This window comes from Enterobacter sp. 4974935 (assembly GCF_058661735.1).
Genome location: NZ_JBZWGT010000003.1, coordinates 304,641 through 317,295 on the forward strand (window position 1 = coordinate 304,641; position 12,655 = coordinate 317,295).

Genomic DNA, 12,655 nt, shown 5'->3' on the forward strand with positions numbered 1-12,655 from the left:
GCATTACAGGGCTGCGATAACCGCCTGCTGCTCGATCAGTTTGGTCTTCGCATCGGCGAAGGCAACCAGACGCTCACGCTCTTTGGCGATGACCGCTTCCGGCGCGCGGGCCACAAAGCCCTCGTTCGCCAGTTTGCTTTCGATTTTGCCAATTTCCACGTCGACTTTCGCCACTTCTTTCGCCAGACGAGCCAGCTCAGCGTCTTTGTCGATCAGGCCCGCCATCGGGATCAACAGCTCCGCGCCATCGATGATTTTGGTGACGGAAACCGGACCTTTATCATCGGCAGGCAGCACGGTGATGCTTTCCAGACGCGCCATGGTTTTCAGGAAGGTGTTGTTCTCGGTGACGCGACGAACGGCAGCTTCGCTGCAACCGCGCAGCAGCAGCTCCAGTGGTTTACCCGGAGCGATGTTCATTTCCGCGCGGATGTTACGTACCGCAACGATCGCCTGTTTCAGCCACTCGGTATCCGCAGACGCGGCTTCATCCACTTTCGCGGCGTCGAATGCCGGGAACGGCTGGAGCATGATGGTATCGGCGTTTATACCGGCAATTACCTTCACGCGCTGCCAGATGGTTTCGGTGATGAACGGAATGATCGGGTGCGCAAGGCGCAGCAGACCTTCCAGGACGGTAATCAGCGTATTACGCGTACCGCGCAGCTCCGCCTCAGTGCCGCCGTTCATGACCGGCTTCGCCAGCTCCAGATACCAGTCACAGAACTGGTTCCAGGTGAATTCGTACAGGATGCCTGCCGCGATATCGAAGCGGTAGCTGTCCAGCGCGTCGCGGAACGATTTCACCGTCTGGTTAAATTCCGCCAGGATCCAGCGGTCTGCCAGAGACAGGGTCATTTCGCCGCCGTTAAATCCGCAATCCTGATCTTCGGTGTTCATCAACACGAAGCGGCTGGCGTTCCACAGCTTGTTACAGAAGTTACGGTAACCTTCGAGACGCTTCATATCCCAGTTGATGTCACGACCGGTGGAGGCCAGCGCCGCCAGGGTGAAGCGCAGGGCGTCGGTACCGTGAGATTCGATCCCGTTCGGGAACTGCTTCTCGGTACGCTTGCGGATTTTCTCCGCCAGCTGCGGCTGCATCATGTTGCCGGTACGTTTTTCCAGCAGCTCTTCCAGAGAGATACCATCAACCATGTCCAGCGGGTCGATAACGTTACCCTTGGATTTGGACATCTTCTGGCCTTCGTCGTCGCGGATCAGGCCGGTCATGTAAACGGTATGGAACGGAACCTGCGGCTTGCCATCTTCGTCTTTGATGAAGTGCATGGTCATCATGATCATGCGGGCGATCCAGAAGAAGATGATGTCGAAGCCGGAGACCATCACGCTGGTTGGGTGGAACTGACGCAGCGCGTCGGTGTTTTCCGGCCAGCCGAGGGTCGAGAAGGTCCACAGCGCGGAAGAGAACCAGGTATCCAGCACGTCTTCGTCCTGGCGCAGCGCAACGTCAGCGCCCAGGTTGTTTTCCTGACGCACTTCCTCTTCGGTGCGGCCAACGTAGACGTTGCCTTCATTGTCGTACCACGCCGGGATACGGTGACCCCACCACAGCTGACGGGAGATACACCAGTCCTGAATATCGCGCATCCAGGAGAAGTACATGTTTTCGTACTGCTTCGGCACGAACTGAATGCTGCCGTTCTCAACCGCTTCCACAGCCGGTTTCGCCAGCACGTCGGCACGCACGTACCACTGGTCGGTCAGCATTGGCTCGATAACCACGCCGCCACGGTCGCCGTACGGCACGGTCAGATCGTGAGGTTTAATCTCTTCCAGCAGGCCGAGCGCGTCCACGGCGGCTACGACGGCTTTACGCGCGGCAAAGCGCTCCAGCTTCTGGAACTCAGCCGGGATGTCGCTGGAATAAACGTCGGATTCGTTGCCTTTGGTGTCGTACACTTCTGCGCTTTCGCGGATATCGCCGTCGAAGGTCAGAATGTTGATCATCGGAAGTTGATGACGACGACCGACTTCATAGTCGTTAAAGTCGTGCGCCGGGGTAATTTTCACGCAGCCGGTGCCTTTTTCCATGTCGGCGTGTTCGTCGCCCACAATCGGAATACGGCGGTTCACCAGCGGCAGCACCACAAATTTGCCGATCAGATCTTTATAGCGCGGATCTTCCGGGTTAACGGCCACGCCGGTATCGCCCAGCAGGGTTTCCGGACGGGTGGTCGCCACCACCAGGTAATCTTTACCGTCGGCGGTTTTCGCGCCGTCGGCCAGCGGATAGCGGATGTGCCACATGGAGCCTTTAGACTCGCGGTTTTCCACTTCCAGGTCAGAGATGGCGGTACGCAGTTTCGGGTCCCAGTTGACCAGGCGTTTGCCACGGTAAATCAGGTCTTCTTTGTACAGGCGCACGAAGACTTCTTTCACGGCGTTGGACAGGCCTTCATCCATGGTGAAGCGCTCACGCTCCCAGTCCACGGAGTTGCCGAGACGGCGCATCTGACGGGTAATAGTGCCGCCGGATTCCGCTTTCCACTGCCAGATTTTGTCGATAAACGCGTCGCGACCGTAGTCGTGGCGGGTTTTACCCTCTTCAGCGGCAATTTTACGCTCAACCACCATCTGGGTCGCGATACCCGCGTGGTCAGTCCCCGCCTGCCACAGGGTGTTTTTACCCTGCATACGCTGGTAGCGGATCATGGTATCCATGATGGTCTGCTGGAAAGCATGCCCCATATGCAAACTGCCGGTGACGTTCGGCGGCGGGATCATGATGCAGAAGGACTCTTTGCTTTCGTCGCCGTTAGGCTTGAAATAGCCCTGCTGTTCCCAGTGCTCGTAAAGCGGCTGTTCGATATCGCGTGGGTTATATGTCTTTTCCATTATTTCCAGGTTGCCGTATTCAGGTTAAAACCGGCCAGGCGGTACGCTTTGTAGCGTTCGCGCGCCAGCTGTTTCAAAGATTCTTCGTAAGGGACAAAGTCTACCACTTCTGTGAAAGCGGTGGCAAAATCTGCAAAGTCTGTCCGCAGGCTAATGAGAATGTCGCGCGCGCTGCTGTTGCGTTTTTGCGGCCAGGCAATCTCCACCGGTGCCCCGCCGCGTGGACCTTCGCCCGACAGGTTATGCGGAACAAAACTCTCCGGCGGGCGCGCCCATAGCGCTTCATCCAGACGAATCGCCTGCTGCTCATCTTCACAGGCAATCAGGACGCGTTTACCTGCGCGCCAACGTTCTGCGGCAATTTCACACACCAGTTGTTCAACGGCGCTGAGGCCATCCTGATGGGTGTCATTGTCCAGAAGGTAGAACGTTGCATTCTTCATATATGGGGTTTCTTGTCGTGGATTTAAATGCAAAGCCGGGTGGCGCTACGCTTACCCGGCCTACGGTTGAGTGACGTTGTAGGCCGGGTAAGGCGAAGCCGCCACCCGGCGTTTTTCATCACTCGTCGCCGTTAAAACCCGCGCGATTGAGCAGGAACTGCGACAGCAGGGCCACCGGACGTCCCGTCGCGCCTTTGGCTTTACCGGAGCGCCATGCGGTCCCCGCAATGTCCAGGTGCGCCCAGTTGTACTTGCGGGTGAAGCGCGCCAGGAAGCAGCCTGCGGTAATTGCGCCGCCAGGACGACCACCAATGTTCGCCATGTCCGCGAAGTTAGACTCCAGCTGTTCCTGGAACTCGTCCCCCAGCGGCAGACGCCACGCGCGGTCGCCAGCCTGTTCGGACGCGCCGATCAGCTCATGCGCCAGCGGATTGTGGTTCGACATCAGGCCGGTGATGTGATGCCCCAGCGCAATCACGCAGGCGCCGGTCAGGGTAGCTACGTCGATAACCGCTTCAGGTTCGAAACGCTCAACGTAGGTCAGCACGTCGCACAGCACCAGACGGCCTTCGGCGTCGGTGTTCAGCACTTCAACGGTCTGGCCGGACATGGTAGTCAGCACATCACCCGGGCGATAAGCGCGGCCGCCAGGCATGTTTTCGCAGCCCGCCAGCACGCCGATCACGTTGATGGGCAACTGAAGTTCCGCGACCATGCGCATGACGCCGTAAACCGCCGCCGCGCCACACATGTCGTACTTCATCTCATCCATGCCTTCTGAAGGCTTGATGGAGATACCGCCGGAGTCGAAGGTCAGCCCTTTGCCAACGAGCACGATCGGACGCGCGTCTTCAGACGGATTGCCTTTGTATTCGATGACCGACATCAGGGATTCGTTCTGGGAGCCGTTACCGACCGCCAGATAAGAGTGCATCCCCAGCTCTTTCATCTGCTGTTCGCCGATAACGCGGGTGATGACGTTCTTGCTGTAGGCGTCAGCCAGCTGGCGCGCCTGTGACGCCAGGTACGCGGCGTTACAGATGTTTGGCGGCATATTGCCAAGATCTTTTGCCGCTTTAATACCGGCAGCAATCGCCAGACCGTGCTGAATGGCGCGCTCGCCGCTGGTCAGCTCGCGACGGGTCGGCACGTTAAAGACCATTTTACGCAGCGGGCGACGCGGCTCGCTTTTGGTGGTCTTCAACTGATCAAAGCTGTAGAGGCTCTCTTTTGCGGTTTCGACGGCCTGGCGTACTTTCCAGTACGTGTTGCGGCCCTTAACGTGCAGCTCCGTGAGGAAGCAGACGGCTTCCATCGAACCAGTATCATTCAGTGTATTAATGGTTTTCTGAATAACCTGCTTGTACTGGCGCTCATCAAGCTCACGTTCTTTACCGCAGCCAATCAGCAGAATACGCTCGGACAGGACGTTTGGAACGTGGTGCAGCAACAGGGTCTGCCCTGGTTTGCCTTCCAGTTCGCCACGGCGCAGCAGGGCGCTGATATAGCCGTCGCTGATTTTATCGAGTTGCTCGGCGATCGGGGAGAGTCGGCGTGGTTCAAAGACGCCCACAACGATGCAGGCACTCCGCTGTTTCTCCGGGCTACCGCTTTTTACACTGAACTCCATGCACTACGCTCCTGAATCTTAAAGACAACGGCGGCGGCTACGGATAGAATTGAAACCTTTCGTAACTCATGTCCGCCGTTGTGGTGACTTCGTGTTAATCTTACGTTACTACGGTTTCGACACGTCAATAAATGTCATGAAGCGCGAATCCGCCGGGTTTTTTAATCTTAGCGATGATTTCGACGACTCAAGAGAATAAATGACGTTTAAGCCATGAAACAAGCTAAATTCCTGCATAAGACGAGTTTTAACGGGCGTATTTAAAGTGATAATCATAAGATATCTGGTTCGGGAGACGCTGAAGAGCCAACTGGCGATCCTCTTTATCCTCCTTCTGATCTTTTTCTGTCAGAAGCTGGTCAGGATCCTCGGCGCGGCAGTTGATGGCGAAATCCCAACGAATCTGGTGCTTTCCCTGCTCGGGCTTGGCGTGCCGGAAATGGCGCAGCTTATCCTGCCGTTAAGCCTGTTCCTTGGTCTGCTGATGACCCTGGGTAAGCTCTATACCGAAAGTGAAATCACCGTGATGCATGCCTGCGGCCTCAGTAAGGCCGTATTGGTAAAGGCAGCCATGGTGCTGGCGCTGTTTACGGGCATTGTTGCCGCGGTTAACGTCATGTGGGCGGGGCCGACCTCGTCCCGTCATCAGGATGAGGTGCTGGCGGAAGCAAAAGCTAACCCGGGGCTGGCGGCGCTGGCGCAGGGGCAGTTCCAGCAGGCGACCGACGGTAACTCCGTGCTGTTTATCGAAAGCGTCGATGGCAGCCGCTTCAATGACGTGTTTCTTGCTCAACTGCGCCCGAAAGGTAACGCTCGCCCTTCTGTGGTAGTGGCGGATTCCGGTCAGCTGGCGCAGCGTAAAGACGGCTCTCAGGTTGTCACGCTGAACAAAGGAACGCGTTTCGAAGGCACGGCTATGCTGCGTGACTTCCGTATCACCGATTTCCAGAACTACCAGGCCATTATTGGTCACCAGGCCGTCGCGCTCGATCCAACGGATACCGAGCAGATGGATATGCGCACCTTAATGAATACTGATACCGATCGTGCGCGTGCTGAACTGCACTGGCGTATCACGCTGGTATTCACCGTATTTATGATGGCGCTGATGGTGGTTCCGTTGAGCGTGGTAAACCCGCGCCAGGGCCGCGTGCTGTCGATGCTGCCAGCGATGCTGCTGTATCTGGTGTTCTTCCTGCTGCAAACCTCAATCAAGTCTAACGGCGGGAAAGGTAAAATTGACCCGATGATCTGGACCTGGGTCGTGAATGGTTTGTATCTGCTGCTGGCAGTCGGACTCAACTTGTGGGACACGGTGCCTGTGCGTCGTCTTCGTGCCCGGTTTACGCGTAAAGGAGCCATCTAATGCAGGCGTTTGGCGTACTTGACCGCTATATCGGTAAAACAATTTTTACCACCATCATGATGACCCTTTTCATGCTGGTGTCGCTCTCGGGCATTATCAAATTTGTCGACCAGCTGAAAAAAGCCGGGCAGGGGAGTTACGACGCGTTGGGCGCCGGGATGTACACCCTGCTCAGCGTACCAAAAGATGTGCAGATCTTCTTCCCGATGGCGGCCCTGCTGGGTGCGCTGCTGGGCCTGGGGATGCTGGCTCAGCGTAGCGAACTGGTGGTGATGCAGGCATCGGGCTTTACCCGTATGCAGGTTGCGCTGTCGGTGATGAAAACCGCGATCCCGCTGGTGCTGCTGACCATGGCGATCGGCGAATGGGTCGCGCCGCAGGGTGAACAGATGGCGCGTAACTACCGTGCTCAGGCGATGTACGGCGGTTCTCTGCTCTCCACGCAGCAGGGATTATGGGCGAAAGATGGCCAGAACTTCGTCTATATCGAACGCGTGAAAGGGGATGACGAGCTGGGTGGCGTGAGTATCTATGCTTTCAATAACGATCGTCGATTGCAGTCAGTGCGTTATGCCGCCTCTGCTAAATTTGATGCAAACAACAAGCTGTGGCGGTTATCCCAGGTTGATGAATCTGACCTGACTAACCCGAAACAGATCACCGGTTCGCAGACCGTTAGCGGTACCTGGAAAACCGACCTGACGCCGGACAAGCTCGGCGTCGTGGCGCTTGACCCCGATGCGCTCTCCATCAGCGGTCTGCATAACTACGTGAAGTATCTGAAATCGAGCGGGCAGGATGCGGGGCGTTACCAGCTCAACATGTGGAGCAAAATCTTCCAGCCGCTGTCCGTGGCGGTGATGATGCTGATGGCGCTGTCGTTCATCTTTGGACCGCTACGTAGCGTGCCGATGGGGGTTCGCGTGGTAACCGGTATCAGCTTTGGCTTCGTGTTCTACGTCCTCGATCAGATTTTTGGTCCGCTGACGCTGGTGTATGGCATTCCGCCAATTATCGGCGCGCTGTTGCCGAGCGCCAGTTTCTTCCTGATCAGTCTCTGGATGCTGCTAAAACGCTCCTGATAAACCTTCTTCCTCGCTCCCGCTTGCCCGGGGGCGAGGCTAATCTCCTGTTTCACGCCGCACTTTTTCTCACAACCTTCAACGCCTCGCCGTGAATTTGAGTATTATTGAGCGATAAAGTCGTGAAGGGATCCTCTATGAAGCAAATTCGAATGCTGGCCCAGTACTACGTCGACCTGATGATGAAGCTCGGGCTGGTGCGTTTTTCCATGCTGCTGGCGCTGGCGCTGGTCGTTCTGGCCATCGTCGTGCAAATGGCCGTGACCATGGTTCTGCATGGTCAGGTCGAGAGCATCGACGTGATCCGCTCTATTTTCTTTGGCCTGCTGATCACCCCATGGGCGGTCTATTTCCTCTCCGTGGTGGTTGAGCAGCTGGAAGAGTCCCGACAGCGTTTATCGAAACTGGTGGATAAGCTGGAAGAGATGCGCGAGCGCGATCTTAAACTCAACGTTCAGCTCAAGGACAACATTGCCCAGCTGAATCAGGAAATTTCAGACCGTGAGAAGGCGGAAGCCGAACGTCAGACCACGCTGGAGCAGCTGAAAATTGAGATGAAAGAGCGTGAGGTCACGCAGATCCAGCTTGAACAGCAATCCTCTTTCCTGCGCTCGTTCCTCGATGCGTCGCCGGATCTGGTGTTCTACCGTAATGAAGATAAAGAGTTCTCCGGCTGTAACCGGGCCATGGAATTGTTGACCGGGAAAAGCGAAAAGCAGCTGATCCACCTGAAACCTCAGGATGTCTATTCCGAAGAGGCGGCGGCAAAAGTGATGGAGACGGATGAAAAGGTGTTCCGTCATAACGTCTCGTTGACCTATGAGCAGTGGCTGGACTACCCCGACGGGCGCAAGGCCTGCTTTGAAATCCGCAAAGTGCCTTATTACGACCGGGTGGGTAAACGTCATGGTCTGATGGGCTTTGGCCGTGATATCACCGAGCGTAAGCGATATCAGGATGCGCTGGAGCGCGCCAGTCGTGACAAGACCACCTTCATCTCCACCATCAGCCATGAGCTTCGTACGCCGCTAAACGGTATCGTGGGGCTGAGCCGTATTCTGCTGGATACCGACCTGACCAATGAGCAGGAAAAATACCTCAAAACGATCCACGTTTCGGCGGTCACGCTGGGCAATATCTTCAATGATATTATCGACATGGATAAGATGGAGCGCCGTAAGGTTCAGCTCGACAACCAGCCGGTTGATTTTACCGGCTTCCTCGCGGACCTGGAGAACCTGTCAGGTTTGCAGGCCCAGCAGAAAGGACTGAGCTTCGTGATGGAACCGACGCTGCCGCTGCCGCATAAAGTGGTGACGGACGGCACGCGTCTGCGTCAGATCCTGTGGAATCTCATTAGCAACGCCGTGAAGTTTACCCAGAAGGGACAGGTTGCGGTGCGCATTCGCTATGATGAGGGGGACATGCTGCACTTTGAAGTTGAGGACTCGGGTATCGGCATTCCTCAGGATGAGCAGGATAAGATCTTCGCCATGTATTATCAGGTTAAAGACAGCCACGGCGGTAAACCGGCGACCGGCACGGGCATTGGCCTGGCGGTGTCGAAACGTCTGGCGAAAAGTATGGGTGGGGATATCACCGTTGCCAGCCAGCCGGGTAAAGGCTCCACCTTTACGCTTACCGTCCACGCCCCTGCTGTTGCTGAAGAAGTGGAAGATACGTTTGAGAACGACGATATGCCGCTTCCAGCCCTGCACGTCCTGCTGGTTGAAGATATTGAGCTGAACGTCATTGTCGCCCGGTCGGTACTGGAAAAACTCGGTAACAGCGTGGATGTCGCGATGACCGGCAAAGCCGCGCTGGAGATGTTCACGCCGGGCGAGTACGACCTGGTGCTGCTCGATATTCAGCTACCGGACATGACCGGGCTGGATATCTCCCGCGAGCTGACGCGCAAATATGCTCCTGACGAGCTGCCGCCGCTGGTTGCGTTGACCGCAAACGTGCTGAAAGATAAAAAAGAGTACCTCGAGGCCGGTATGGACGATGTGCTCAGCAAGCCGCTGGCAGTACCTGCCCTGACGGCGATGATCAAGAAGTTCTGGGATACCTGTGATGAAGAGGAGAGCACCATGACGTCTGTTGATAGCGCCAAAACCCAAACGATACTGGATACCGCCATGCTGGAGCAGTATATCGATCTGGTGGGACCCAAACTGATCACCGATGGCCTGGCCGTGTTCGAAAAAATGATGCCGGGCTATCTGAACGTGCTCGAATCCAACCTGACGGCGCGTGACCAGAAGGGCATCGTCGAAGAGGGACATAAAATCAAAGGCGCAGCTGGTTCAGTCGGGTTACGCCATCTCCAGCAGCTGGGCCAACAGATTCAGTCGCCTGATTTACCTGCCTGGGAAGATAACGTAGGTGATTGGGTTGAAGAGATGAAACAAGAGTGGCAAAACGATGTGGCAGTGCTGAAAGCCTGGGTAGAATCCCGAAAAAAATGACCCCGGCTATACCGGGGTGCGCGAATACTGCGCCAACACCAGGGAAATCGTGGCTGCGCCTGATTTTTATGGGTTGTTTTCGCATGGACGCCGCCTGAAAATTAAGGCTGCACGCAGATAAGATAGCAAATCTTAAACAGTTTGTTACATGAATCAGTGAAATGTGTGAAGCATAGCGTTTTAATCAGAATTTTTAATGTGCTTCAGCGAGTTGCATAGAAGGATCGTCAGAATGAAGAAAGTGGGTGTCGTGCTGAGCGGATGTGGCGTTTACGATGGTTCAGAGATACATGAAACCGTATTAACGCTGCTGGCATTATCGCGTCAGGGGGCCGACGTTATCTGCTTCGCTCCGGATAAAACGCAGGCAGACGTGGTTAATCATCTTACCGGCGAGCCAATGGCGGAAAGCCGTAACGTGCTGATTGAAGCGGCACGTATTGTGCGCGGGGATATTCATCCGCTGGTACAGGCCGATGCGGCTGAGCTAGATGCGCTCATCGTGCCGGGCGGCTTTGGCGCGGCGAAAAACCTGAGCACGTTTGCAACGCAAGGCGCGGCGTGCCATGTCGATCCCGATTTGAAAGCGCTATCGCTGGCGATGCATGCGGCAGGTAAGCCGCAGGGCTTTATCTGCATTGCGCCAGCCATGCTGCCGAAGATTTTTGATTTCCCGCTGCGGCTCACGATCGGAACCGACATTGATACTGCTGAAATTGTCGAAGATATGGGCGGCGAACACGTGCCATGTCCGGTAGACGACATTGTGGTGGATGAGGACAATAAAATCGTCACCACACCGGCGTATATGCTGGCGCAGAACATTGCCGAGGCTGCTGCAGGCATTGAAAAGCTGGTGGACAGAGTGCTGGTTCTTACCGAATGAGTCGTAAATTATCCCCTGGCGGGTGGTTAAAACGGATCCTGCTGCGTATTGTGCTGGTCCTGGCCGTTTTTTGGGGCGGAGGCATTGCGCTGTTCAGCATCCTGCCCGTCCCGTTCTCGGCCGTGATGGCAGAGCGGCAGATTAGCGCCTGGCTCTCGGGTGATTTTGGCTATGTTGCCCACTCAGACTGGGTCGGCATGGATGAAATCTCCCCGTGGATGGGGCTGGCGGTCATTGCGGCAGAAGATCAGAAATTCCCGGAGCACTGGGGTTTTGACGTGGCGGCTATCGAGAAGGCGCTGGATCATAATGAACGTCATGAAAACCGCGTCCGCGGTGCGTCGACGCTTTCTCAGCAGACGGTAAAAAATCTGTTCTTATGGGACGGTCGCAGCTGGGTGAGAAAAGGGCTGGAGGCCGGGCTGACGCTGGGCGTCGAGACGGTGTGGAGCAAAAAACGCATTTTGACCGTCTACCTGAATATCGCGGAGTTTGGTGACGGCGTGTTTGGCGTCGAATCGGCATCGCAGCGCTATTTTGGCAAGCCCGCCAGCAGGCTGACTATGTCCGAAGCGGCACTGCTTGCCGCCGTGCTGCCGAACCCGCTGCGTTTTAAGGCCAGCGCGCCGTCAGGCTACGTGCGAAGCCGCCAGGCGTGGATTATGCGCCAGATGCGTCAGCTGGGTGGGGAAGGGTTTATGGAGCGAAATAATCTTATGTAAAGCGGGTAAGCGCAGCGCTACCCGCCGACGTGGCGAACGTTAATCTTCGTCAAACCCGGCGTTAAACAGGGCAATCACTGCCGCCAGCGCTTCTTTTTCCTGCGGGCCGGTGGCTTCAACTTCAATCTGGCGGCCTTTGGCAGAATCCAGCATCAGCAGCGCAATCACGCTGTTGGCTTCTGCCTCGGTTCCCTCATCGTTGCGCAGCAGCACCTCAGCATCAAAACCCTGCATCAGTTCAAACAGCTTCATCGCCGGGCGCGCATGCATGCCCAGCTTATTGGTGATTTCGACGGTCTGTTTTACGGTCATGTTTTGCGTTTTTCCAGCGTGCGATGACGGGACTGGACGTTCTTCCCGCGTGAGCGGAAGTAATCGGCCAGCTGTTCGGCAATGTAGACCGAACGATGTTTACCGCCGGTACAGCCAATCGCCACCGTCAGATAGCTACGATTGTTTGTCTCCAGCATAGGTAACCATAGCTCAAGGTAGCTTCGCGTCTGGTAGATAAAATTGTGTACTTCTGTGTGTCGGTCGAGGAACGCCGCCACCGGCTTATCCAGACCGGTCATCGGACGCAGTTTCGGATCCCAGTGTGGGTTCGGCAGGAAACGCACATCAAAAACGTAATCCGCATCGATAGGGATACCGTGCTTAAAGCCGAAGGATTCAAACACCATCGTCAGTTCGCGCTCGCGCTTGCCGAGTAAGCGAGTACGCAGCATTTCCGCCAGCTCGTGGACGGACATTTCTGAGGTGTCGACAATCAGGTCGGCCCGGGAACGCAGCGGCTCAAGCAGATCGCTCTCTTTATCAATGGCGCTTTCCAGCGAAAGATTTTTACTCGAGAGCGGATGCAAACGACGTGTATCGCTGTAACGGCGGATCAGCGTGTTGCGGTCAGCATCCAGGAACAAGAGCTGAGGCGAGAAGCACTCCGGCAGGCTGTTCATTGCCTGCTCGAAGATTTCCGGCGATTCCGGCATGTTACGCACGTCAATACTGACGGCGGCAGAGATTTGCCTGTCCGCCAGCGTCCGCGCCAGATCGGGTAACAGCACTACCGGCAGGTTATCTACGCAGTAAAATCCCATGTCTTCCAGCGCGCGCAGGGCCACGGACTTCCCGGACCCCGAACGACCGCTGACGATCATCAGCACCATGTTCCGTTTCTCCTCAGGGAAGCCGTTCTGAAG

Annotated in this window: 10 protein-coding genes; 5 read left to right on the top strand and 5 right to left on the bottom strand. The window is 56.1% G+C overall.

Annotation, left to right across the window (positions count from 1 at the left end):
* Positions 1-3: 3 nt before the first annotated feature.
* The 3 genes from AC4OVS_RS02615 to pepA form a co-directional block, all read right to left on the bottom strand.
* Positions 4-2,859, bottom strand: coding sequence for a valine--tRNA ligase (locus AC4OVS_RS02615; protein WP_023298725.1), 2,856 nt, complete (start codon positions 2,857-2,859; stop codon positions 4-6).
* The gene (holC, locus tag AC4OVS_RS02620) at positions 2,859-3,302 is read right to left on the bottom strand and encodes a DNA polymerase III subunit chi (RefSeq protein ID WP_003861884.1); all 444 of its coding nucleotides are present in this window, start codon (positions 3,300-3,302) and stop codon (positions 2,859-2,861) included. Before holC ends, AC4OVS_RS02615 begins: the two co-directional genes overlap by 1 nt.
* A gap of 118 nt (positions 3,303-3,420) precedes the next feature.
* Positions 3,421-4,932, bottom strand: a complete 1,512-nt coding sequence (pepA, locus tag AC4OVS_RS02625) for a leucyl aminopeptidase (RefSeq protein ID WP_003861882.1) — start codon at positions 4,930-4,932, stop codon at positions 3,421-3,423.
* Positions 4,933-5,197: 265 nt separating this feature from the next.
* Between pepA and lptF the strand changes: the two genes are divergently transcribed.
* The 5 genes from lptF (at position 5,198) to mtgA (ending at position 11,459) form a co-directional block, all read left to right on the top strand.
* Positions 5,198-6,298, top strand: a complete 1,101-nt coding sequence (lptF, locus tag AC4OVS_RS02630; RefSeq protein WP_023307066.1) for an LPS export ABC transporter permease LptF — start codon at positions 5,198-5,200, stop codon at positions 6,296-6,298.
* On the top strand, positions 6,298-7,380 hold the full coding sequence (gene lptG / locus AC4OVS_RS02635; protein WP_022649534.1) for an LPS export ABC transporter permease LptG: 1,083 nt from the start codon (positions 6,298-6,300) through the stop codon (positions 7,378-7,380). The genes lptF and lptG overlap by 1 nt, the downstream gene beginning before the upstream one ends.
* 137 nt (positions 7,381-7,517) lie before the next feature.
* Positions 7,518-9,851, top strand: a complete 2,334-nt coding sequence (gene arcB, locus AC4OVS_RS02640; RefSeq protein WP_252066310.1) for an aerobic respiration two-component sensor histidine kinase ArcB — start codon at positions 7,518-7,520, stop codon at positions 9,849-9,851.
* 232 nt (positions 9,852-10,083) lie between these two features.
* Positions 10,084-10,737, top strand: a complete 654-nt coding sequence (gene elbB / locus AC4OVS_RS02645; RefSeq protein WP_022649532.1) for an isoprenoid biosynthesis glyoxalase ElbB — start codon at positions 10,084-10,086, stop codon at positions 10,735-10,737.
* Complete coding sequence (gene mtgA / locus AC4OVS_RS02650; protein WP_022649531.1) at positions 10,734-11,459, top strand: monofunctional biosynthetic peptidoglycan transglycosylase; 726 nt, start codon at positions 10,734-10,736, stop codon at positions 11,457-11,459. Before elbB ends, mtgA begins: the two co-directional genes overlap by 4 nt.
* Positions 11,460-11,498: 39 nt before the next feature.
* Here the strand turns inward: mtgA and npr are convergent, their stop codons facing one another.
* Both npr and rapZ read right to left on the bottom strand, forming a co-directional pair.
* Entirely contained in the window at positions 11,499-11,771 is a 273-nt protein-coding gene (gene npr / locus AC4OVS_RS02655) for a PTS phosphocarrier protein NPr (protein ID WP_163329754.1), read from the bottom strand.
* On the bottom strand, positions 11,768-12,622 hold the full coding sequence (gene rapZ / locus AC4OVS_RS02660) for an RNase adapter RapZ (protein ID WP_003861870.1): 855 nt from the start codon (positions 12,620-12,622) through the stop codon (positions 11,768-11,770). Before rapZ ends, npr begins: the two co-directional genes overlap by 4 nt.
* Between the last annotated feature and the right edge of the window lie 33 nt (positions 12,623-12,655).